General features: G+C 76.2%; 22 protein-coding genes. 11 read left to right on the top strand and 11 right to left on the bottom strand.

Annotated features, from left to right (window positions below):
• Positions 1–14 precede the first annotated feature (14 nt).
• The 3 genes from ACFYZ3_RS19285 to ACFYZ3_RS19275 all read left to right on the top strand — a co-directional run bounded on the left by ACFYZ3_RS19285 (position 15) and on the right by ACFYZ3_RS19275 (position 2,496).
• On the top strand, positions 15–218 hold the full coding sequence (locus ACFYZ3_RS19285; RefSeq protein WP_003975209.1) for a cold-shock protein: 204 nt from the start codon (positions 15–17) through the stop codon (positions 216–218).
• Positions 219–501: 283 nt separating this feature from the next.
• Positions 502–2,094 (top strand): DEAD/DEAH box helicase, encoded by a 1,593-nt coding sequence (locus ACFYZ3_RS19280; protein ID WP_388518965.1) that lies wholly within the window; start codon positions 502–504, stop codon positions 2,092–2,094.
• 72 nt (positions 2,095–2,166) lie between these two features.
• Complete coding sequence (locus ACFYZ3_RS19275; RefSeq protein WP_361014176.1) at positions 2,167–2,496, top strand: SCO5918 family protein; 330 nt, start codon at positions 2,167–2,169, stop codon at positions 2,494–2,496.
• 7 nt (positions 2,497–2,503) lie between these two features.
• Here the strand turns inward: ACFYZ3_RS19275 and ACFYZ3_RS19270 are convergent, their stop codons facing one another.
• From ACFYZ3_RS19270 to ACFYZ3_RS19250, 5 genes are all read right to left on the bottom strand, one after another.
• A complete protein-coding gene (locus tag ACFYZ3_RS19270; protein ID WP_388518962.1) occupies positions 2,504–2,857 on the bottom strand; it encodes a DUF952 domain-containing protein in 354 nt (117 codons plus the stop codon).
• Positions 2,854–3,411, bottom strand: a complete 558-nt coding sequence (locus ACFYZ3_RS19265; RefSeq protein WP_388518959.1) for a hypothetical protein — start codon at positions 3,409–3,411, stop codon at positions 2,854–2,856. The genes ACFYZ3_RS19270 and ACFYZ3_RS19265 overlap by 4 nt, the downstream gene beginning before the upstream one ends.
• Positions 3,395–3,886: an RNA polymerase sigma factor gene (locus tag ACFYZ3_RS19260; protein WP_388518956.1), complete on the bottom strand. Its 492-nt coding sequence runs from the start codon at positions 3,884–3,886 to the stop codon at positions 3,395–3,397. The genes ACFYZ3_RS19265 and ACFYZ3_RS19260 overlap by 17 nt, the downstream gene beginning before the upstream one ends.
• 81 nt (positions 3,887–3,967) lie before the next feature.
• Positions 3,968–4,585: a class F sortase gene (locus ACFYZ3_RS19255; RefSeq protein WP_388518953.1), complete on the bottom strand. Its 618-nt coding sequence runs from the start codon at positions 4,583–4,585 to the stop codon at positions 3,968–3,970.
• On the bottom strand, positions 4,582–4,977 hold the full coding sequence (locus tag ACFYZ3_RS19250) for a sortase-dependent protein (RefSeq protein ID WP_388518950.1): 396 nt from the start codon (positions 4,975–4,977) through the stop codon (positions 4,582–4,584). The genes ACFYZ3_RS19255 and ACFYZ3_RS19250 overlap by 4 nt, the downstream gene beginning before the upstream one ends.
• Before the next feature lie 200 nt (positions 4,978–5,177).
• Between ACFYZ3_RS19250 and ACFYZ3_RS19245 the strand changes: the two genes are divergently transcribed.
• Positions 5,178–6,182 (top strand): NAD-dependent epimerase/dehydratase family protein, encoded by a 1,005-nt coding sequence (locus ACFYZ3_RS19245; RefSeq protein ID WP_388518947.1) that lies wholly within the window; start codon positions 5,178–5,180, stop codon positions 6,180–6,182.
• Between the two features lie 17 nt (positions 6,183–6,199).
• Here the strand turns inward: ACFYZ3_RS19245 and ACFYZ3_RS19240 are convergent, their stop codons facing one another.
• Both ACFYZ3_RS19240 and ACFYZ3_RS19235 read right to left on the bottom strand, forming a co-directional pair.
• Complete coding sequence (locus tag ACFYZ3_RS19240; protein WP_388518944.1) at positions 6,200–7,312, bottom strand: sensor histidine kinase; 1,113 nt, start codon at positions 7,310–7,312, stop codon at positions 6,200–6,202.
• 2 nt (positions 7,313–7,314) lie between these two features.
• Complete coding sequence (locus tag ACFYZ3_RS19235; protein ID WP_388518941.1) at positions 7,315–8,061, bottom strand: response regulator transcription factor; 747 nt, start codon at positions 8,059–8,061, stop codon at positions 7,315–7,317.
• A 405-nt stretch (positions 8,062–8,466) separates the two neighbouring features.
• On the opposite strand from ACFYZ3_RS19235, the gene ACFYZ3_RS19230 reads away from it, so the two are divergent.
• The 3 genes from ACFYZ3_RS19230 to ACFYZ3_RS19220 are packed head-to-tail and all read left to right on the top strand — an operon-like array spanning position 8,467 to position 10,606.
• On the top strand, positions 8,467–9,183 hold the full coding sequence (locus ACFYZ3_RS19230; protein WP_388518938.1) for a glycosyltransferase family 2 protein: 717 nt from the start codon (positions 8,467–8,469) through the stop codon (positions 9,181–9,183).
• A complete protein-coding gene (locus tag ACFYZ3_RS19225; protein WP_388518935.1) occupies positions 9,180–9,821 on the top strand; it encodes a DUF2064 domain-containing protein in 642 nt (213 codons plus the stop codon). The genes ACFYZ3_RS19230 and ACFYZ3_RS19225 overlap by 4 nt, the downstream gene beginning before the upstream one ends.
• The gene (locus ACFYZ3_RS19220) at positions 9,818–10,606 is read left to right on the top strand and encodes a class I SAM-dependent methyltransferase (protein WP_388518932.1); all 789 of its coding nucleotides are present in this window, start codon (positions 9,818–9,820) and stop codon (positions 10,604–10,606) included. Before ACFYZ3_RS19225 ends, ACFYZ3_RS19220 begins: the two co-directional genes overlap by 4 nt.
• Positions 10,607–10,955: 349 nt before the next feature.
• Here the strand turns inward: ACFYZ3_RS19220 and ACFYZ3_RS19215 are convergent, their stop codons facing one another.
• Positions 10,956–12,248, bottom strand: coding sequence for a molybdopterin-dependent oxidoreductase (locus ACFYZ3_RS19215; RefSeq protein ID WP_388518929.1), 1,293 nt, complete (start codon positions 12,246–12,248; stop codon positions 10,956–10,958).
• Between the two features lie 113 nt (positions 12,249–12,361).
• Here ACFYZ3_RS19215 and ACFYZ3_RS19210 point away from each other — a divergent pair, with 113 nt between their 5' ends.
• Positions 12,362–13,738, top strand: a complete 1,377-nt coding sequence (locus ACFYZ3_RS19210) for a hypothetical protein (protein ID WP_388518926.1) — start codon at positions 12,362–12,364, stop codon at positions 13,736–13,738.
• Between the two features lie 84 nt (positions 13,739–13,822).
• Here ACFYZ3_RS19210 and ACFYZ3_RS19205 read toward each other — a convergent pair whose 3' ends face one another.
• The 3 genes from ACFYZ3_RS19205 to ACFYZ3_RS19195 all read right to left on the bottom strand — a co-directional run bounded on the left by ACFYZ3_RS19205 (position 13,823) and on the right by ACFYZ3_RS19195 (position 16,398).
• Complete coding sequence (locus tag ACFYZ3_RS19205) at positions 13,823–14,026, bottom strand: cold-shock protein (protein ID WP_003975194.1); 204 nt, start codon at positions 14,024–14,026, stop codon at positions 13,823–13,825.
• Positions 14,027–14,284: 258 nt separating this feature from the next.
• The gene (locus ACFYZ3_RS19200) at positions 14,285–14,941 is read right to left on the bottom strand and encodes a hypothetical protein (protein ID WP_388518923.1); all 657 of its coding nucleotides are present in this window, start codon (positions 14,939–14,941) and stop codon (positions 14,285–14,287) included.
• 206 nt (positions 14,942–15,147) lie between these two features.
• Positions 15,148–16,398 (bottom strand): sensor histidine kinase, encoded by a 1,251-nt coding sequence (locus tag ACFYZ3_RS19195; protein ID WP_388518920.1) that lies wholly within the window; start codon positions 16,396–16,398, stop codon positions 15,148–15,150.
• Between the two features lie 208 nt (positions 16,399–16,606).
• On the opposite strand from ACFYZ3_RS19195, the gene ACFYZ3_RS19190 reads away from it, so the two are divergent.
• From ACFYZ3_RS19190 to ACFYZ3_RS19180, 3 genes are read left to right on the top strand one after another with little or no spacing between them, the layout of a single operon-like run.
• On the top strand, positions 16,607–16,879 hold the full coding sequence (locus tag ACFYZ3_RS19190) for a hypothetical protein (RefSeq protein ID WP_388518917.1): 273 nt from the start codon (positions 16,607–16,609) through the stop codon (positions 16,877–16,879).
• Positions 16,876–17,634: an ABC transporter ATP-binding protein gene (locus ACFYZ3_RS19185; protein ID WP_388518914.1), complete on the top strand. Its 759-nt coding sequence runs from the start codon at positions 16,876–16,878 to the stop codon at positions 17,632–17,634. Before ACFYZ3_RS19190 ends, ACFYZ3_RS19185 begins: the two co-directional genes overlap by 4 nt.
• A gap of 2 nt (positions 17,635–17,636) precedes the next feature.
• Complete coding sequence (locus ACFYZ3_RS19180; protein WP_388518911.1) at positions 17,637–20,189, top strand: FtsX-like permease family protein; 2,553 nt, start codon at positions 17,637–17,639, stop codon at positions 20,187–20,189.
• Positions 20,190–20,616 lie beyond the last annotated feature (427 nt).

The following is a 20,616-nucleotide window of genomic DNA, read 5'->3' as shown; positions in this document are numbered from 1 at the left end:
CCGAAGGAGAAAACATGGCTTCCGGCACCGTGAAGTGGTTCAACGCCGAAAAGGGCTTCGGCTTCATCGAGCAGGACGGCGGCGGCCCCGACGTCTTCGCCCACTACTCGAACATCAACGCGCAGGGCTTCCGCGAGCTGCTCGAGGGTCAGAAGGTGACCTTCGACATCGCGCAGGGCCAGAAGGGCCCGACGGCCGAGAACATCACCCCGGCCTGACGCTCACGCACACCGCGCAGCTGGGGCCCGCACCTTGGGGTGCGGGCCCCAGCTCGCCGCGTTTCCGGGCGCACGGCGCCCCGCGGGGGCCACGGAAATCCCCCCGCGCATGCGACTTACCCGCGTTGCCCGTATCTCCGCGTTCCCCCGCATTCACCAATTCTCCCGGTCCGCCCGGCCCACCACGCCGAAATCGACCGGTCCGGCTCGTTCTTGCGATTCCCTGCGCCGCTCTTCCGCTGCGGGTCTCCCTTGATACGTGCCGTATCAAGGAAGGTTCCCCATGAACCGCGTACGCACCAACGACCGCCGGCGCGCCGGCGACGGCCCCCGTCGCTCCCGTTCGGCCGGCCGCCCCCAGAACTCCGGCCGCCGCCCGGCCGCCGCGCCCCAGGGCGGCGAGTTCGCCCTGCCCAAGACCGTCACCCCGGCGCTGCCCGCCGTCGAGGCCTTCGCCGAACTGGACCTGCCGGCCCGCATGCTGGCCGCGCTCGGCGACCAGGGCGTGACCGTGCCGTTCCCGATCCAGGCGGCGACCCTGCCGAACTCCCTGGCCGGACGCGACGTGCTCGGCCGCGGCCGCACCGGTTCGGGCAAGACGCTCGCCTTCGGGCTCGCCCTGCTGGCCCGCACGGCCGGCAAGCGCGCCGAGCCGCGGCGTCCGCTCGCCCTGGTCCTCGTCCCCACCCGTGAGCTGGCCCAGCAGGTCACCGACGCGCTCACCCCGTACGCCCGCGCCGTGGGCCTCAGGTCGGCCACCGTGGTCGGCGGCATGTCCATCGGCCGGCAGGCCGGCGCGCTGCGCTCCGGCGCGGAGGTCGTCGTCGCCACGCCCGGACGGCTCAAGGACCTCATCGACCGCGGCGACTGCGCCCTCGGCGACGTCACCATCACGGTCCTGGACGAGGCCGACCAGATGACCGACATGGGCTTCATGCCGCAGGTCACCGCCCTGCTCGACCAGGTGCGGCCGGACGGGCAGCGGATGCTGTTCTCGGCCACCCTGGACCGCAACGTCGACAAGCTGGTCCGCCGTTACCTGACCGACCCGGTGGTCCACTCCGTCGACCCGTCGGCCGGTGCCGTCACCACGATGGAGCACCACGTGCTGCACGTGCACGAGGACGACAAGCAGCGCGCGACCATCGAGATCGCGGCGCGCGAGGGCCGGGTCATCATGTTCCTGGACACCAAGCACCGGGTGGACCGGCTGGTGAAGCACCTGCTCAAGAGCGGGGTGCGCGCCGCCGGCCTGCACGGCGGCAAGTCCCAGCCGCAGCGCACCCGGACCCTCGCCCAGTTCAAGGACGGGCAGGTGACGGCCCTGGTGGCGACCAACGTCGCGGCCCGCGGCATCCACGTCGACAACCTCGACCTGGTCGTCAACGTGGACCCGCCCGGCGACCACAAGGACTACCTGCACCGGGGCGGCCGTACGGCCCGGGCCGGCGAGTCCGGCAGCGTCGTCACCCTGGTGACGCCGGACCAGCGGCGCGAGATGACCCGGCTGATGTCCTTGGCCGGTATCACCCCGCAGGTCACCCCGGTCCGCGCGGGCGAGGCGGAGCTGGCGCGCATCACCGGTGCGCAGGCCCCCTCGGGCGTCCCCGTCGTCATCGCCGCACCGGTCGTGGAGCGCCCCCGGCGCGCCGCCGCCGGCGCGGGGTCCTCGTCCCGCGGCCGCCGCGGCCGTTCCGCGCAGGGACGCAGCGGCGGACAGGGGACCGGCACCCAGGCCCGCACCGGCGCCGCACAGCCCCGCAGCGCCGGCCAGGGGCGCGCCGCCCAGGGGCGGCCCACCGGCGAGTCCCCGCGCCGCAGGCCGCGCCGCCAGTCCACCGGCGGCTCGGCCGGTTCGACCGGCTCGGCGGCCTAGGACACCCGCCCCGGATCCGGGCCGGACCCGGGTCCTGACCCCACCCGCTCCATTCCGCTCGTTGGAGGCATCATGCGCTGTGTCATCGCCCGGTACCCGTTCGACCTCACCAAGGGCGGGGTGCTGGACTCGATGAAGGGCGTCACGCCCGAACCCGTCACCGGTGAGTCCGTGACCATCGGCCGCCGCCGCTACCCCGTCAAGCAGGTGGGCGAGGTCATCACCCGGCAGGACCGGCGCGACTTCAGCGGCGGCGAGGTGACCCGGGCCATGGCCCGCCTCGGCTTCACCTGCCACCCCGCCCCCGGTGCCGAACCCGTCCCGTCGGCGCCCGCCACCACGCCGGTCGAGACGGCGTCCGCGCTGCTCGGCGGCACCGTCAGCACGCCCCAGGAACTCTGAGGCCGTTTCAGAACAGGCCCGTCGCCCGGCCCTCGTCGTCCCAGCGGACCTCCAGCACGCGCTGGACGGCCGCGCGGTCGACGGGGCCGAACACGTGCGGGAACAGGGTGCCCTCGGCGACCCCGGGCGGCGGGGCGGGTTCGGCCGCCTCCCACCCGCACCGCGCGGTGAGCCGGTCCTCGTCCAGGAGCAGGGCCACCAGCGGCCGGGGCGCGTCGCGGTAGAAGGCGTTGACGACGGCGAGCGTGGTCTCCTCGTCGGGCGAGCAGTGGACGAAACCGTCCTCCGTGAGGGAGGCGGGCGCGTACGGCCGGCCCGGGTCTGCGTTCCACTCGGCCAGCGGCACCACGTGGTAGATCATCGCCCAGTTGTAGCAGCCGTGCCGTCCGTGGCAGGCGTGGGCACCACGGTGCCGGGCGCGCTCGACGGTGCCCGCCGCACGGGCGCATCGCTCGGCTCGGACGATGGCTCGGCCGACGGTTCGGACGACGACGGCGTGGACGGCGACGGCTCGGAGGGCGACGGCGTGGCACCGGTCGGCGCGGATTCCTCAGCCGGCAGTGCGGGGCCCGTGCCGGGCGCCCGGGTGGAGTCGCTCGGCGGCGCCGGACTCGGTGTGGCCTGCGGCGTGGGGGCGGCCGGGGCCGGGGCCATGGGCGGCGTGGGGCGCGCGGGCGGGGCGGGGGCCGCCCAGTTCAGCGGCAGCGCGATCAGGGCGGCGGCGGCAGCGGTCGCGGCGGCACCGGCGGCGGCGCGCAGCAGGCGCCGCCGGGACGCGGCCCGGCGGATCGCCTCGTAACGGCCCGGCGGCGGGCCCAGGAAGTCGGCGCCCGGACGCAGCACGACCAGCAGCGGATCGTCGCCGTCCCGTTCGAATCCGGGCTCGTCCATCTCGTCCTCAAGGCGTGTGGTCAAGGCTTCTCCTCAGATGGACGCGGAGCAGCTCGCGGGCCGCGTGCAGGTCGGCCTTGACGGTTCCCTCCTTGCGTCCGGTCAGCTCGGACACCTCCCGGATCGGCATGTCGGCGTAGTAGTGGAGCAGGATCGGCACGCGCAGTCGCTCCGGCAGCGACTGTACGAGCAGCCGCACCGAGGGGTCGGCCTGTTCGGGGTGCGGGCGCACGGCGACCTCCGCGGTGACCCGGCGCACCGCCCGGCGCTCGCGCTCCAGCTTGCGCCAGTGGTCGCGGACGAGGTTGGCGGCGGTGACGTAGAGGAAGCCGCGGGGTTCCTCCACGGACGTCCAGCGGGCCCAGAGCCGGGTGAACGCCTCGGAGGCGATCTCGTGGGCCGTCTCGTCGTCGTCGACGAGCCGGCGGCACCAGCCGGCGAGGCGCGGATACAGGGCGGCGAACAGCTCGGACGCCGCCCTGTCACGGGACCGTTTCAACGCTCTCCATGGTCGTGAGGGTAATGCGGTGTGCGCACCAGGGCCCTTCCCAGGGCCCCAGGGCCTGTCCCAGGGTCTGTCCTAGGCGCCCTTGGTGGCGCTCAGCCGGGCGAAGACGATCACGTTGTCCCGGTACTCCTCGCCGTCGCGCGGACCGCCGCAGGTGATGAGCCGCAGCTCCGGGCCCGCCACGTCCCCGTAGACGTCGTCCGTCGGGAAGTCGGACTTCGCCACCGTCCGTACGGCGGTGACCGCGAACTCGGCGGCGGTGCCGTTCCGCAGGCGGGCCTCGATCCGGTCGCCGCGGTGCAGCCGCGCGAGGTGCCGGAAGACCCCGTCGCCGTAGGTGCCCACCGTGACGTGACCGAGGAGGACCGAAGGACCCACCTGACCCGGCGTCGGCGAGTGCCGGTACCAGCCCGCGCGGTCGTCGTCCGTGACGGGCGGGACCTCCACCGTGCCGTCCGCGGCCAGCCCCAGGCCCATGACGGGGGTGTCGACCCCGATGGCGGGGATGCGCAGCCCCACCGGCTCCGAACGGGCCAGGGGCCGCACCGATTTGGCGGGAGCCTGCGCGGGCGGTGCCGCGGGCGCCGGCCGGTCGGGTGCCGTGTCGCCGTCCCCCTGGCCGCCGCCGCAGCCCGCCAGCAGCGCGGCCAGCGCGGCGGTCGCGAGGACGCGGCCGGGGCGCGGGATCATGCGCCGGTCGCCGCCGCCCGTCGACGGCGTACGACGAAGAGGACCGCGCCGCCCGCGAGGAGCACCCCGCCGGTGCTGGCGCCGACCACGGACGCGTCGGTCCCGGCCGGGTCCGAGGGCGCCGCCACTCCGGTGTCGGCCGCGCCCTCCGGTACGACGGAGACCTGGCCGTCGGCGGGCGCGGGCGCCGGGGCCTCGGTCGGCTCGGCGGCAGGGGCGCTGACGGACGGCACGGGTGCGGGGGTGGCGTCGGTCGGTCCGGTGCCGGGGCTCGGGGCGCTCTCGGCGGGAGCGGAGGGGACCGGGCTGGGGTCGTCGGCGAACGCGGTCCCGGTCCCCGCCAGTACGGCGGTGCAGGCCAGGGCCACGGCGGTGAGGATGGTTCGGCGCATCGGGTCGCTCTCTCTCGTCGTCGGCGCACCACGTGCGGGGTGGTGACGCGGGTCGGACGGAGAGACGAGGCGGGGACCGGCCGGGTTGTAAAGGAATGGCAAAGTCACCTCGGGTCCGCGACCGCCCCGCTTCTTACGGACCCGTGACGTGCGGGCCGCCGCACCCGGCCCGGCGCCTGCCCGGGCCTAGCGTGTCGGACATGCGCGTACTGGTCACCGGCAGCGCCGGTTTCATCGGGTCCCATGTCGTCGAGGCCCTGCGGAAGCGCGGGCACGAGCCCGTCGGCTACGACGTCCGCGAGGACCCCGGCGCCGACGTGCGCGATCCGGCGGCCCTCGCGCGGGCGCTCGCCGGGGTGGACGCCGTGTGCCACCAGGCGGCGATGGTCGGCCTCGGCAACGGGTTCGACGACGCGGCGGAGTACGTCTCCCGCAACGACCTCGGCACCGCCGTGCTGCTCGCCGCGACGGCCCGGGCGGGCGTGCGGCGGCTGGTGCTCGCCGGATCGATGGTCGTGTACGGGGAGGGCCGGTACACGTGCGCGCGGCACGGCGTGGTGCGGCCGGGGCCGCGCGCCGTGGCCGACCTGGACGCGGGCCGGTTCGAGCCGACCTGCCCCCGGTGCGGCGCGGACCTGGCCCCGGGGCTGGTCGGCGAGGACGCCCCGGCCGACCCGCGCAACGTGTACGCCACGACCAAGCTGGCGCAGGAGCACCTGGCCGCCGCCTGGGCCCGGACTACCGGCGCGACGGCGGTGTCGCTGCGCTACCACAACGTGTACGGCCCCCGGATGCCCCGCGACACCCCGTACGCCGGGGTCGCCTCCTTCTTCCGCTCCGCGCTGGCCCGCGGTGAGGCACCGCGCGTCTTCGAGGACGGGCGCCAGCGCCGGGACTTCGTGCACGTACGGGACGTGGCCGCCGCGAACGTCGCCGCGCTGGAGTCCGCCCGGCCGCCGGAGGGCGCCCTCAGCGCCTACAACACCGGCAGCGGTGAGCCGCACACGGTGGGCGAGATGGCCACCGCCCTGGCCGCCGCGTACGGCGGACCCGAGCCCGTCGTCACCGGCGAGTACCGCCTGGGCGACGTCCGGCACATCACCGCGGACTCCGCGCGCCTGCGGGCCGAGCTGGGCTGGCGGCCCCGGGTCGGATTCACGGAGGGCATGCGGGAGTTCGCCCGGGCGGGCCTGCGGGGGGAGTGACCCCTGGCCCCCGGTTCTCAGGCCTCCGCCGGCGGCAGGGTCACCTCGAAGCGGCAGCCGCCGGGGATGTTGCGGACCGTGGCCCGGCCCCGGTGGGCCTCGACGATGCCGCGGACGATGGCGAGGCCCAGACCCGCCCCGGCCGGGGGCGTACGGGCGTGGGTGCCGCGCCAGCCGGTGTCGAAGACCCGCGGCAGGTCCTCCTCGGGGATGCCGCCGCAGCCGTCGGTCACGGAGACCACCACCCCGTCGGCGGACCGCTCGGCGGCGACCGCGACCGTGCCGTCGGCCGGGGTGCGGCGGATCGCGTTGACCAGCAGGTTGCCCAGGACCCGGCTCATCTCCTTGCCGTCCACCTCGACCGGTACGGCCGCCACGGCGTCGCCGACCAGCCGTACACCCCGCTCGCGCGCGAGCGGGTCCGCCCCCGCGAGGGCGTCGCCGACCAGGTCGTAGAGCGAGATGCGGGCCGGGGCGAGGACGAGGGTGCCGGCGTGGATGCGGGAGAGTTCGAAGAGGTCGCCGACCATGTCGTTGAGGCGTTCCACCTCGGCGCGGATCTGCCGCAGGTAGCGGTCGGGGTCGGCGGCGACCCCGTCCTCCAGCGCCTCGGACATGGCGCGCAGCCCGGCCAGCGGGGTACGCAGGTCGTGCGAGATCCAGGCGACCAGCTCGCGCCGGGAGGTCTCCAGGGCGCGCTCCCGCTCCCGGGACTGAGCGAGCCGGGCGCTGGTGGCCGCCAGTTCGCGGCTGAGCGCGTCCAGTTCGGCGGTCGCCGGGGTGCTGGGCGCGGCGTAGTCCCCGTCGTCGCCGAACGACCGTGCCGCCGCCGCCAGTTCGCGGCTGCGGGCGACCACCCAGCGGCCCAGCAGCAGCGCGGTGGCCAGGGAGACGACGGCCGCCATCGCCACGACGGTCGTGACGACGGACAGGTCGTGCGGGGACAGGAACATCGCCCAGGCGACGGCCAGCGTGCCCGCGAGCATCGCGAGGACGGCGACCGCCGCGACCACGGCGAGGGACGCGGTCAGCGAGCGCCGCCGGATCAGCCGCAGCACGGCCGCGCCCACCAGGCCGGTGGCGGCGGCGCCGGCGAAGGCGTAGAGGGCGATGAGGAGGGTGGCGTGCACGGTCAGTCCGCCTCCCGGCCCGCGGGGTCGAAGCGGTAGCCCACGCCCCACACCGTCTGGATCAGCCGGGGCCGGGCCGGATCGTCCTCGACCTTGCCGCGCAGCCGGCGGACGTGGACGGTGACGGTGGACAGGTCTCCGAAGTCCCAGCCCCACACCTCGCGCATCAGCTCCTCCCGGGCGAACGCCCGCCCCGGATGCCGCAGGAAGAAGACGAGGAGATCGAACTCACGCAGCGTCAGGGCCAGTTCGGCGCCGTCCTTGGTGGCCCTGCGGGCGGTCGGGTCGGCGGTGAGACCGGCCGCGGACGGCGGGCGCGGCGCCGGGGCGGGCCGGGTGCGGCGCAGGACGGACTCCACCCGCAGCACCAGCTCCCGCGGGCTGAACGGCTTGGTCACGTAGTCGTCGGCGCCGACCTCCAGTCCGAGGACGCGGTCGTCCTCGTCGCCCCGGGCGGTCAGCATGATGACCGGCACGGGCCCCTGGCCGCGCAGCCGCCGGCACACCTCCAGGCCGTCCATGCCGGGCAGCATCAGGTCGAGCACCACCAGGTCGGGCCGGTGCCCGGCGGCCCGCGCGAGCGCGTCCGGACCGTCACCGGCCCGGTCGACACGGTAACCGGCCCGGTCGAGATACCCGGCCACGACCTCCGCGACGGTGGGATCGTCGTCCACGACGAGAATCCGCGCGGCGCCCTCCGCGACGACGGCCCCGGGCCCACCGGCAGAAACGGCCTCGGAAGCGGCCACGGGAACGGCGGCGGCCGGGGCCCCGCCGAAGGGCGGAACCGGGGGCCCGCCCGGGGGCGCGTCCGCAACCCGTTCATCGACACGAACAGCTTCTGCTTCGGCCGCAGGCACGGCATCCGGTTCAGCCACGGACACGGCATCCGGTTCGGCCACGGACACGGCCTCGGACTCAGCCGCAGCGGCGGCCGCACGCCCGCCGAGGGGTGGAGCCGCGGGCTCGCCGAGGGGTGGAGCCGCGGGCTCGCTCGGGGGTGCGGCCGTCGGAGCGGGCTCGTGGGGCTGCTGGTGCATGGAGCCAGCCTCGCACCGTCGCCTCGCCGGCGGGCCTCCCGAGCGCGGCCGGGCCCGCGACGTCCGTGTTTCGTAAGGAGTGGAAGCCCGATTCGTCCGGTTCCGGTTCGTAGGGTGAACGCCGTGACCACCTCGCCCGCTCCGGATGTCGACGTCGTACTCCCCTGCCTGAACGAGGCCGAAGCCCTCCCCTGGGTCCTGGCCCGTGTCCCGGCCGGCTGGCGTGCGCTCGTCGTCGACAACGGCTCCACCGACGGCTCGGCGGACCTCGCCCGCTCGCTCGGCGCCACGGTCGTGACCGAGCCGCGCCGCGGTTTCGGCGCCGCCTGCCACGCCGGACTGACAGCCGCGACCGCCGACGTCGTCTGCTTCTGCGACTGCGACGCCTCCCTCGATCCGTCCCTGCTGATCCCCTTCGTGGACGAGGTCCGCGCCGGGGCCTGCGACCTGGTGCTCGGCCGCCGGCGGCCGCAGACCAGGGGCGCATGGCCCGCGCACGCCCGCGCGGGCAATCTCGCCCTCGCCCGGATGCTGCACCGCCGCACCGGCCTGCGGCTGCACGACCTCGGCCCGCTGCGCGCCGCCCGCCGCGAGCGGCTGCTCGCCCTCGGCCTCACCGACCGGCGCAGCGGCTACCCGCTGCAGATGGTCGTGCGCGCCGCCGACGCGGGCTGGCGGATCGCCGAGCACGACGTCCCGTACCTGCCCCGCACCGGCGCCTCCAAGGTGACCGGGACCTGGCGCGGCACCTGGCACGCCGTGCGGGACATGCGCCGCGTGCTGGCCGAGCCGCCGGTCCGCGGCCAGGTCCGTGAGGGGAGCCCGAGGTGACCGCCACGACCACCCTCCTGGTCATCGCCAAGGAGCCGCGCCCCGGCCGGGTCAAGACCCGGCTCACCCCGCCCTTCACGCCCGCCGAGGCGGCCGCGCTGGCCGAGGCGGCCCTCGCCGACACCCTGGCGGCCGTGGCCGCGACGCCCGCGCGGCGCCGGGTCCTGGTGCTCGACGGCGCCCCGGGCCCGTGGCTGCCGCCCGGCTTCGACGTCGTACCGCAGTGCGCGGGCGGGCTCGACGAACGGCTCGCGGACGCCTTCGCCGGGTGTGCGGGGCCCGCCCTGCTGATCGGGATGGACACCCCGCAGGTGACGCCCGGCCTCCTCGACGTGGACTTCCGCGACTGCGACGCGTACTTCGGCCCGGCCGAGGACGGCGGCTTCTGGGCGCTGGGCCTGGCCCGGCCCGAACCCGCGCTGCTGCGGGGCGTGCCCATGTCGACGCCGGTGACCGGGGCGGTGCAGCGCGAACGGCTCCTGACGGCGGGGCTGCGGGTGCGCGACCTGCCGCCGCTGCGCGACGTCGACACCGCCGCCGACGCCCGCGCCGTCGCCGCGCTGGCCCCGCACGGCCGGTTCGCCGCCCGGCTGGCGGCCCGCGCACCGGCCGCGGACCGGCGGCGGGCGAGCCGGTGAAGGCCGCCGCGCGACTCGCCCCCGGCAGGCCGTCCCCCGCCCCCGCCTGGGAGACCTCCGACCCCTACGCCGCCGCCCTGCGGTCGGGACACGGGCCGCTGTTCCTGCGCCGCACCGACGGCTGGCTGCTGCCGCTGGACGTGGAGCGCTGGTGCGCGCGGGCCGACGCCGTCGACCTGGACGTCCTCGACCGGTGCGAGGGCGCCGTGCTCGACGTGGGCTGCGGCCCCGGCCGGCTGGTGGCCGAACTCGCCGCCCGGGGACGGACCGTGCTCGGCATCGACGTCAGCGAGGCCGCCGTGTCCCGCACCGTGGGGCTCGGGGGGCAGTCGCTGCGGCGCTCCGTGTTCGAGCCGCTGCCCGGTGAGGGACGCTGGGACACCGTGCTCCTCATGGACGGCAACGTCGGCATCGGCGGCGACCCCCGCGCCCTGCTCGGCCGCGTCGCCGCCCTGCTCGCGCCCGGCGGTCTGCTGATCGCCGAGACGGCCCCGGCCGACGTCGACGAACGCTGCCACGTGCAGCTCGTCGACGTCACCGACGGCCACGCGGCGTCCGGCAGCCCCTTCCCCTGGGCGCGGCTCGGCACCCGCGCCCTGCTGCGCCGCGCGAGCGCCGCCGGCTGGCGGACCGCCGGTCAGTGGACCTCGGGGGAGCGCCGCTTCGTCGCGCTGCGCAGCAGCCGCAGGGCGAGCAGCAGCGCCGAGCCGCCGAACAGCGCCGCCGTGATCAGCAGCCAGCGGGTCAGGAAGCCGTCCGCCGACAGCCCGGTGACGCCCGCGTAGCTCCCGTCGACCCGGCCGCCGATCAGCGGGAACCACACGAGCAGGAGCAGCCCGGAGAAGGCCGCGGGGAACCGGACGTACGAGGTCCACTCCCGGTGGCGGGCCGCGCCGAGTCCGCCCGTGACCGCCCGGTCCAGCACCGCGTACAGCGGCAGCAGCACCAGGTCGTGCAGGAGCGCCGCTCCCACGAACCAGAGGACCACGCCGAGCCAGTCGCCGGCGAGCAGCCGCACGCCCGCGTAGCCCGCGAGTGCGAAGGAGCAGGCCAGCAGGAGGATCTGGAAGGGGCTGCCGACCACGCGCCGCGGCGCCGGCGGACGCCTCGGCCGCGACGGCCTGCGCACGAGCTTCATCGGAGGTCTCCGAACGTCATCCGCGCCACCCACTTGGTGTTCAGCACGCCGGGCGCGGCGGGCACGATGATCCGGGCCGGGTGGCCGTGGTCCGGGCTCAGCGCCTCGCCGTTGACGTACAGGGCGAGCAGGGAGCGCGGGTCGGCCACCTGGTTGGCGCGCAGGGCCCCGCTGCGGAAGGCGCCGCGTCGCTGGAGGGACTCGACGAACACGTCCGGCGGGTCGTCCTCGTGGCCCACGCGGGCGGCGAGGTCCCGCAGCCGCACGCCGCGCCACCACTGGTCGGACGTCGACCAGCCCTCGACGCAGGCGATGGGGAGGGCCACGCTGTGCTGCTCCATGGCGAGCAGCTCGGCCCGGCTGAACCGGACGGTCCCCGAGCGCCCGGTGACGACGAGCCGCCAGGTGTCCTCGCTCGTCTCGGCCGGGTCGATGCCCACGTGGGCGGCGGTCTTGTTGATCTGGAACCCGTTCGGGCCGCTGCCCGGTTCGGGCCCGCCGTGCGGGGAGAGCACGGCCGTGGCCCGCAGCGGCCCGTCGAAGCTGCGCCCCGCGTTCGTCGCGAACATCAGCAGTGAGCCGCCCCCGACGAACCACAGGGCCCCGCGCCGCGTGACGGTGGGCGCGGCCGGGCGCGGGGAGACCAGATCGTCCCGCTCCCCCCGCTCCTCCCGCTCCTCCCGCTCCCCCCACTCCTCGCTCTCCTCCTGCTTCCCGCGCATCGCCCGGAGGTTGCGCAGCGCCTGCGGCGTCTTCAGCACGGCGTGCGCGAGGAACGCTGCGAAGAAGACCCAGGCACCGTAGAAGTGCAGCGGGTAGAAGGAGCCGGGAAACAGGTATTCCAGCTGGATGTTGAGCACTCCGGTCACGAACTCGAACAGCGCGCCCCCGACCAGCAGCAGCAGCGAGATCCGCTCCAGCGCATGGGCGAGCGAGCGGACCGGCGGCAGCGTGAACAGCCTCGGGACCACCGACCACAGCTTGGCCAGCAGCACCGGGATCAGGGTCAGCCCGAGAGTGACGTGCACGCCCTGCGTGAGCCGGTACAGCCAGGGCGGGTCGGTCGGCCAGGCGAAGAGGTAGAAGCCGAGGATCCCCTTGTCCGGGGTCTTGTCGTTGACCGGCGCCAGATCCGGGTTGTAGGCGGCGTAGGACACCAGTCCCGTCACGAACAGCACCGTGATGCCGACGAGCAGGACGAGGCCGAGTACCGAGGTGAACCGGGGGCCGCGCAGCGGGCTGCGCCAGAAACCCGGGGAGGAGGGGAGCCGTGGGGCGAGGTCGCGCATGTCCCGACCGTAGGCCGGGACCGGCCGCCGGAACGGTCCGCGACCCATGACGAAACGCTGACGTCCGCCGTGCGCACCGCCCTTCGCGTGATCTCCCGGCCTACGGTGCCGGGGTGACCGAGACCCGCCCGCGCGCCGTCCCGCGCGACCTGTACGCCGCAGCGGCCGCCGTGCTGCTCGTGACGGCCGCCGTCCTGGTCGGCCGGTACGTGTACACCTATGACGACCTGATCGTCGGCTGGCCGCCCCTGCTGGGCCGCTGGGACCCGCACCTGGGTCCCGGCACCCCGGCGGCCGTCCTGGTGGCGGCGGGGGTGGTGGCGTACGGCCCGGCCGTCGCCGCCCGGCTGCCGTGGCGCGCGCTGCTGCCCGCGGCCTGGGGCACGGCGATGGCCTGGACCTGGTCGCTGGCCCTGATCGACGGCTGGGAACGCGGCATCGCCGGACGGCTCACCACGCGCCAGGAGTACCTCTCGGTCATCGACCGCTGGCACGACATCCCGGCGACCCTGCGCGACTTCAACGGGCACATCCTGCTCCACTCCCCCGACAACTGGCCCGCCCACGTCGCCGGTCACCCGCCCGGGGCCACGCTCGGCTACGTACTGCTGGACCGGATCGGGCTGGGCGGCGGGGGCTGGGCCGGGGCCCTGACCATCACCGTGGGCGCGACGGGCTGCGTGGCGGTGCTGGTCGCGGTGCGGGCCCTGGCGGGCGAGCGGCTCGCCCGGCGGGCGGCGCCGTTCCTGGTCCTGGCACCGGCGGCGGTGTGGATGGGCACGTCCGCCGACGGCGGCTTCGCCGCGGTCGCCGCGTGGGCGGTGGCGCTGCTGGCCCTCGCGGTCACCGGGCGCTCACTGTGGTGGGCGGCGGGCTCGGGGCTGCTCTTCGGGCTGACCTGCTATCTCTCGTACGGCCTGACGCTGTTCGCGGTGATCGCGGCGGCGGTGCTCCTGCTCGGCCGGCGCGGGGTGCGGGCGCGGCCGGTGCTGTTCGTGCCGCTGCTGGCGGGGGCGGCGGTGGTGCCGGTGGCGTTCACGGCGGCCGGGTTCGACTGGTGGGAGGCGTACCACCTGCTGGTCACCCGGTACTACGAGGGCGCGGCCGGCGTGCGCCCCTACGCGTACTGGGTGTGGGCCAACCTCGCCTGCACGGTGCTCATCACGGGCCTGGCGACGGTGGCGGGACTGCGGCGGGCCGGGGGCGTGCTGGTCCGGCGGCGGGCCGAGGGCGCGCGGGCGGACGAGGTGGGGGCGGACGTGGGGCGGGCCGGGGAGGTCCGGCTGGCGTTCCTCGTGGCCGCGGGACTGCTCGCCCTGCTGGCCGCCGACCTGTCCGGCATGAGCAAGGCGGAGACGGAACGCATCTGGCTCCCCTTCGCCCTGTGGCTCCTCCCGGCCGGCGCGTTCCTCACCCGGCCGCGCGGCTGGCTGACGGCGCAGGCGGTACTGGCGCTGCTCCTGAACCACCTGGTGGCGACCGGCTGGTGAACACACGCGAAGGGCCCGCACCGTGCGGTGCGGGCCCTCGACACGTACTGCGCGACTACCGCGCGGTGTACTGCACGCGGGGTGTTACGCGGGAACGATGTTCTCCGCCTGCGGGCCCTTCTGGCCCTGCGTGACGTCGAAGTTCACCCGCTGGCCCTCCTGGAGCTCGCGGAAGCCCTGGGTGGCGATGTTCGAGTAGTGGGCGAAGACGTCGGCGCCGCCGCCGTCCTGCGCGATGAAACCGAAGCCCTTTTCGGCGTTGAACCACTTCACGGTACCGGAAGCCATGCTTTTTTCTCCTAGGCAGTGTTGAAGGCCCGCACTGTGCGAGCCCCCCATCGCCGCGATGATCACCTGCCCGGAAACCCGGTAACACAAATGGCAACCACAACTGCAACTGATGTCCAGCCTAGCACGAAATGAATCGACAACCCGGTAAGAAATCGCCGACAGAGATCGGTAATTTTCGCGCCAGAATTTATTCCCGCCCTGGACGAATATATGTTTCAACGGGGCCGGGATTTTCCACTCACCGGGCGCTGTCGCTCAGGGCCCGAGGACCAGGACGCCGTACGGGCCGAGCACGGACGACTGGAGGGTGTCCCCCTCCGCGTAGCGCCAGCCCCAGGAGCGCAGCGCCCGTACGGTCGCGCCGTCGGCGCGGTCCACCAGCGTGACGCCGAGGGCGGCGTCGTGCTCGGCGAGCAGGCGGGCCTGTAGGCGGCGGGCGAGGTTCCAGGGCCGGTCGTGGTGCTCCCGGCGCACCCGGGCCGGGACGACGATCCCGGAGACCAGGAAGAGCCGGCCCGACGCGGCGACGGGCAACACGCTCCCGGTCAGGTACCGCTCCAGGCCCCGCACGCCGCGCGGGTCGCCGCCGGGCACGGGGTAGCCGTAGGCGCAGCCGGTCAGGACGGTGGTCTCCGCTATCAGCAGGCCGAAGCCCGGACGCCGTACGTCGGCGGCCAGCCGGCGCAGGAAGGCCCCGCGGGCCACGTTCCACGCCCGGGGACCGCCGCCGGAGGTCTGCGCGTACAGGTTGCCCAGCTCGGCGAACCGGTCCTCGATCTGACGCCGGGTCAGTGGCCGCAGCCGCTCCCCGGCCTGCGGCGAGGAGCGCTGCAGCGGGCCCGGCCGGTGGGTGCCGGCGGGCCGCTCGTGAGGCTCTGTGGTCGCCGGCCGCACCGGCACGTGCACCGTCATGAGGCGAGTCCTGCCCCGGGCTCGGGCGGGTCCGGCCCGGTGTCGTCGATCGCCGGGAGCGGCACCGGTGTCGGCTCCGGTGCACGACATTCCCCCGGTCCTTCCACGGTACTCCCGGCCCCGAAGCCCGTCCCGGCTCCCGGCCCCGAAGCCCGTCCCGGCTCCCGGCCCGGGGGACCCCGGACCCCGGGCCCCGGCCCGATGGGTCACCGCCCGCAGGGCAGGTCCACGTCCAGGACGGTGGGGCCGCCGGGTGGGCTGGTCAGGCGGAGGGTGCCGTCCAGTGCCGCGACGCGGCGGCGGATGCCGGTCAGGCCCGAGCCGCCGTCCTCGTCGGCGCCGCCCCGGCCGTCGTCCTCGACCAGCAGGCGCAGCCTGCCCCCGCGGGCCCGGGCCGTGACCGAGGCGCGGGCGGCGCCGCTGTGCTTCGCGATGTTGGTGAGTGCCTCGGCCACCACGAAGTACGCCGTCGCCTCGACCGACGCCGCGCACCGCTCGGGCACGTCGGCCTCGACGCGGCACGGCACCCCGCAGTCCGCCGCGAGGCCCGACAGCGCGCCGGCGAGGCCCCGGTCGGCCAGGACCGGCGGCAGGATGCCCCGCGCCACCTGGCGCAGCTCCGCCAGGGCCTGCTCGGCGGCGGACTGCGCCCGCTCCAGCAGTTCGTCGGCGCCCGCCGGGTCCCGCGCCGCCATCCGGCGGGCCGCGCCCAGCAGCACCGTCACCGACACCAGCCGGTTCTGCGCGCCGTCGTGCAGGGACCGTTCGATCCGGCGCAGCTCGGTGGCGTGCGCGTCCAGGGCCGCGGCCCGGGTCGCGGTCAGTTCGGCCACCCGCAGGGACAGGTCCGTGTCCGGGCCCGCCACCAGCAGCCGCCGGGCCGGGGCGGCCTGGAGGCGGGCCATGCCCGGGCCGAGGCCCAGGACGATCGCGGTCCAGCCCACGCCCAGCAGCGTCGCCGCGAGCGCGTCCGGCCAGCCGTGGGCGGTGCCGATGCCGATGGACGTGGTCGTCGCGTCCCCGGGGCTCAGCCACCACCACAGCGGGAAGGTGGTGTCCCGGACGGCGAACAGCGGCAGCAGAAGGCCGAGCAGGCCCAGCAGGAACCCCAGGGTGGCGTGCCGGACCAGCCAGCCCAGCTCGCGCCGGGTGGTGGGGTCGGCCAGGGCGAGCCGCAGCCGGGTGGGCGGCGGGTCGGGCGGGACGATCTCGATGCCCCGGCCGGCCAGGCGTTCGCGTTCCCGGCGGGCCAGCGCGTGCAGGGCCCGCAGTGCGCCGGGGGCGAGCAGCAGCCCCACGCCGGCCGGCGCCGTCACGGCGGCCACCGCCAGCAGCACCAGCACGCCCAGTGCCTGGAACGCCGTACCGAGCCCGCCGACGAGCTGTCCCGTCGCGGCACGGGCGGCGCGCAGGGTCCGTGCGGCGGTCTCCCGCACGGACGCGACCGGGACCGTCATCCCTCTGCCTCCCCTCCGGGCCGTACGTACCGCTCCGGCGTGCCCGGCGTGCCCGACCCTATGCCGCCGGACGGGCCTTCGGCGGGCGCGGAGCCGGAAAGTACAGCCTGCTGTACCCCGGACCGGGCGGCCCACGGGATCGGCCGCGGGGGGCCTCGGTCCCTAGCGTCGGAGACGACCGAGAGCGACGCCGACGGAGGCCGCAGCCATGACGCACCAGAACCGCCAGGACCACCAGGACCCCTACCGCCTGGGCACACCCCGGACCGTCCCCGCCGCCCACGGCGACGCCGGCCCGGACGCCGTCTCGCGCGGGGACGTCGTGCGTGCGCTGCTGTGGGCCGTCGTGGTGCTCAGCGCGGTCGCCAACATGGCCCTCTCCTTCACCGGTGCCGCCACCCCGCTCCACCTGGCCAGCGGTGTGGTCACCGTCCTCGCCGCCGGCGCCCTCGTCGTACGCCGCCTGCGGGGGCGGCGATGAGCACCGCCGCCCCCGCCGCGACCGCCACCGGGCGCCGGGCGCCCGCCATCGCGCTGGACCGCGTCGCCCGGACCTACCCGGGCGGTGTCCGCGCACTCGACGAGGTGTCGCTGACCGTGGAGCACGGCACGTTCCTCGCGGTGATGGGGCCCTCGGGCTCCGGCAAGAGCACCCTGATGCACTGCGCCGCCGGGCTGGACTCCCCCACCTCCGGCAGCGTCCGCATCGACGGGCGGGAGATCTCCGGTCTGAACGAGACCCGCCGTACCGAACTGCGCCGCGAACGCGTCGGGTTCGTGTTCCAGGCGTACAACCTCATCCCCTCGCTCAGCGTCGAGGACAACATCACGCTGCCGCTGCGGCTGGCCGGCCGGCGCCCGGACCGGGACTGGCTGCGGACGCTGACCGAGCGGGTGGGGCTGGCCGACCGGCTGTCGCACCGCCCGGCCGAGCTGTCCGGCGGTCAGCAGCAACGGGCCGCCGTCGTACGGGCGCTGGCGGCCAAGCCCGCCGTCGTCTTCGCGGACGAGCCGACCGGCGCGCTGGACCTGCGCAGCGCCCACCAGGTGCTCGACCTGCTGCGCGCCCTCGTCGACGACCTCGGTCAGACGGTGGTCATGGTCACCCACGACCCGGCCGCCGCGGCCCGCGCCCACCGGGCACTGGTGATGGCCGACGGCCGGGTGGTCGAGGCCCTGGAGCGGCCGACGGCCCCGCAACTGGCCGAGCGGCTCGTCGCGTTGGGGGAGCGGTAGACATGCTGCACCTCGCCCTGCGGATGGCCGCGCACCGGATCACCGCCCTGCTTGCCGTGGCGTGCGCGGTCCTCGGCGGCGCGGCCCTGATCACCACCACCGGCGTACTCGCCGAGTCCGGGCTGCGCTCCCAGCTGCCGCCCGGGCGGCTCGGCGGCGCGGACGTCGTGGTCGCCGCCGAGCAGGAGTTCCACCCGAGCGGTGACCTGCCGATCGCGCTGCCCGAGCGGGCCACCGTCCCGGCCCGGCTCGTCGACCGGCTGGCCGCCCTGCCCGGCGTGACCGCGGCCGTCGGCGACATCGGCTTCCCGGCCGCGCTGCTCGACGGGCGCGGCCGGCCCGTCCCCGTCGCCCAGGACCCGGCGACGGCTGGTCACGGCTGGTCCTCGACCCGGCTGCTGTCCGGCGCGCGGGTCGAGGGGCGGGCGCCGTCCGGTGCGAAGACGGTCGCCGTGGACGCGGCGGCGGCCGACGCGGCGGGCCTCGCGGTGGGCGACCGGGTCCGGATCGTGGCCAACGGCCGCCCTGCCGCCGCCTACCGGATCTCCGCGCTGGTCGACGCCCCGGGTGCGGACGGCGGCGTCTGGTTCGCTGACGGGACGGCCGCGGCGCTGGCCGGGCGCGGTGCCGGGGGCGACGGCCCGCGTGCCGGGACCGTGGACCTGGTTGGGCTGCGGGCCGCCGACGGTGCCGGGGAGCGGGTGGCCGACGCCGTCCGCGAGGAGGTCGCGGGCACCGGGCTCCGGGTGACCACCGGCGCGGACCGGGGCGAGGCGGTGGCGCCGGGCGTGGGTTCGGCGCGCTCGCTGCTGATCCTGCTCGCCGGTTCGCTCGGCGGGATAGTGCTGCTGATCACCGGGTTCGTCGTCGCGGGCGCGCTGGGCGTGACCATCGCCGGGCAGCGCCGCGACCTGGCGCTGATGCGGGCGGTCGGCGCGACGCCGAAGCAGATCCGGCGGCTGGCCGCCGGACAGTCGACGGTCGTCGCAGCCCTCGCCCTGGTGCCGGGCGTGGCGGCCGGCTACCTGCTGGCGGGCCACTTCCGGGAGCTGCTGGCCGACCGGGACGTGCTCCCGCCTGAACTCCCTCTCACCGTGACCCCGTTGCCCGCCCTCGCCACACTGCTCCTGGTCGCGGCGGCCGTGCAGCTCTCCGCCCGGTGCGCGGCCTGGCGCACCTCGCGGATGCCGGCCACCGAGGCGGTCGCCGAGTCGCGCAGCGAGCCGCGCACACCGTCGCGGGCCCGGACCGGGGCCGGGCTGCTGCTGATCCTCGGTGCCTGCGCGCTCTCGGTGGTGCCGCTCCTGTCCCGGACGGTCCTCGGCGCCTCGGTCACCTCCATCGCGGGCATCCTCGCCGCGATCGGGCTGGCGATGTGCGGCCCGGCGCTGGTCAGGAGCGCGGGCGAGGCCGCCGTACGGCGGCTGCGGCCCGGGGTGGCGGCGCCGACCTGGCTGGCGCTGTCCAACGTACGGGCCTACGCGCTGCGGCTGTCGGGTGTGGTCAGCCCGCTGGCCATGGGCGTCGTCTTCGTCCTGACGTACACGCTCACCCAGACGACGGTGCTGGCCGCGACCTCCGACGACACCCGCACCGGCACGCTCGCCCAGTACGAGCTGACGGCACCGGCGCTGGGCGGGCTGCCCCACGGCACCCTGTCCGCCGTACGGGACGTGCCCGGCGTACGGGAGGCGGCGCCGGCCGGGACGACCACGGTGGTGTGGGAGTACGAGGAGCTGGGCGAGCCCGCGGTCGAGTCCGCCTCGGCGATGATCCTCACGCCGGACGCCCGGGACGTCCTCGACCTCGGCGTGAGGGACGGCGGCCTGGACCGGCTGACCGGGGCGACGGTCGCCGTCAGCGCCGAGGCCGCCCGCACGCGCGACGCCGGGCTCGGCGAGCGGGTGCGCCTGGTGCTCGGCGACGGGGCGCGTGTCGAGGCCCGGGTCGTCGCCGTGTACGACCGGGGGCTGGGTTTCGGCCCCGTCGTCCTCTCCCGCCAGCTGGCCGCCGGGCACACCACGACCGGCCTGGACCAGCGGATCCTGGTCCGCACCGACGGCAGCTCCCGGGCCGGGGCGGGCCTCACCGCGCTGGCCGCCGGCCGCCCCGGCCTCGCCCTCGCGAGCACCGCCGCGGACGCCACGGGCGCGGACGCGCCGCCCGAGGTGTGGATCAACCTGGCGGTGGTCGTGGTGCTCCTCGGCTATCTGCTGCTGAGCATCGCCAACAAGCTGGTCGCCGCCACCGCCCAGCGCCGGACGGAGATCGCCGCGCTGCGCCTGGTCGGCACGACGCCCCGGCAGATCCGCGCGATGATGCGCCGCGAGGCCACGGTGATCGCCGCCGCGGCCCTCGTCTGCGGCCTCCTGCTGTCCGCCCTCCCCCTGGCCCTCCTCGGCCAGGGCTTCCTCGGCCGCCCCTGGCCGGCGGGCCCCGCCTGGCTCCTCCCGGCGGTGGCGGCGACGGTGGCGCTGACGTCGTACCTCACGACCGAACTCCCCACCCGCCACGCCCTGCGAACACCTCCGGCGGACGGGCTGAGGGCGGGGTGACCCGATGACCGGGGGCGGGTCGGGGGCCGCCGGACCGGCGGCGACCGGGCGGGCGGGGGCGCCCGGTGGCCCCGACCGGGCGAGCGGGGGCGCGCCGGCAGACACCCGTCAGCACGGGGGGCGCTCCTTCCAACCGGCAGGGCGCGTTCCCCGACCACTCGGAAGGCGCGCGACCCGCCATGTCCCGGCCCCCTGCCGACGGACCCTCGCGAAGAGGTGCTCCCCGAAGGCCCGTCGGCAGACACCCGTCAGCACGACCGGGGCGCGCCTCCCGACCGGCAGGGCGCCTCCCCCGACCGCTCGGAAGGCGCGCGACCCGCCATGTCCCGGCCCCCCTGCCGACGGACCCTCGCGAAGAGGTGCTCCCCGAAGGCCCGTCGGCAGACACCCGTCAGCACGACCGGGGCGCGCCTCCCGACCGGCAGGG

This window comes from Streptomyces sp. NPDC001599, from assembly GCF_042893535.1.
Lineage (GTDB): Bacteria > Actinomycetota > Actinomycetes > Streptomycetales > Streptomycetaceae > Streptomyces.
The sequence above is the reverse complement of the archived record's forward strand: the minus strand, read 5'-3'. Positions and strand labels throughout refer to the sequence as shown.

What these genes read in the sequence shown, in the direction of transcription:
- ACFYZ3_RS19285 (WP_003975209.1), top strand. Translation starts at nt 15, where the DNA reads ATGGCTTCCGGCACCGTGAAGTGGTTCAACGCCGAAAAGGGCTTCGGC.
- ACFYZ3_RS19280 (WP_388518965.1), top strand. Translation starts at nt 502, where the DNA reads ATGAACCGCGTACGCACCAACGACCGCCGGCGCGCCGGCGACGGCCCC.
- ACFYZ3_RS19275 (WP_361014176.1), top strand. Translation starts at nt 2,167, where the DNA reads ATGCGCTGTGTCATCGCCCGGTACCCGTTCGACCTCACCAAGGGCGGG.
- ACFYZ3_RS19270 (WP_388518962.1), bottom strand. Translation starts at nt 2,857, where the DNA reads ATGATCTACCACGTGGTGCCGCTGGCCGAGTGGAACGCAGACCCGGGC.
- ACFYZ3_RS19255 (WP_388518953.1), bottom strand. Translation starts at nt 4,585, where the DNA reads ATGATCCCGCGCCCCGGCCGCGTCCTCGCGACCGCCGCGCTGGCCGCG.
- ACFYZ3_RS19250 (WP_388518950.1), bottom strand. Translation starts at nt 4,977, where the DNA reads ATGCGCCGAACCATCCTCACCGCCGTGGCCCTGGCCTGCACCGCCGTA.
- ACFYZ3_RS19245 (WP_388518947.1), top strand. Translation starts at nt 5,178, where the DNA reads ATGCGCGTACTGGTCACCGGCAGCGCCGGTTTCATCGGGTCCCATGTC.
- ACFYZ3_RS19215 (WP_388518929.1), bottom strand. Translation starts at nt 12,248, where the DNA reads ATGCGCGACCTCGCCCCACGGCTCCCCTCCTCCCCGGGTTTCTGGCGC.
- ACFYZ3_RS19205 (WP_003975194.1), bottom strand. Translation starts at nt 14,026, where the DNA reads ATGGCTTCCGGTACCGTGAAGTGGTTCAACGCCGAAAAGGGCTTCGGT.
- ACFYZ3_RS19200 (WP_388518923.1), bottom strand. Translation starts at nt 14,941, where the DNA reads ATGACGGTGCACGTGCCGGTGCGGCCGGCGACCACAGAGCCTCACGAG.
- ACFYZ3_RS19195 (WP_388518920.1), bottom strand. Translation starts at nt 16,398, where the DNA reads ATGACGGTCCCGGTCGCGTCCGTGCGGGAGACCGCCGCACGGACCCTG.
- ACFYZ3_RS19190 (WP_388518917.1), top strand. Translation starts at nt 16,607, where the DNA reads ATGACGCACCAGAACCGCCAGGACCACCAGGACCCCTACCGCCTGGGC.
- ACFYZ3_RS19185 (WP_388518914.1), top strand. Translation starts at nt 16,876, where the DNA reads ATGAGCACCGCCGCCCCCGCCGCGACCGCCACCGGGCGCCGGGCGCCC.
- ACFYZ3_RS19180 (WP_388518911.1), top strand. Translation starts at nt 17,637, where the DNA reads ATGCTGCACCTCGCCCTGCGGATGGCCGCGCACCGGATCACCGCCCTG.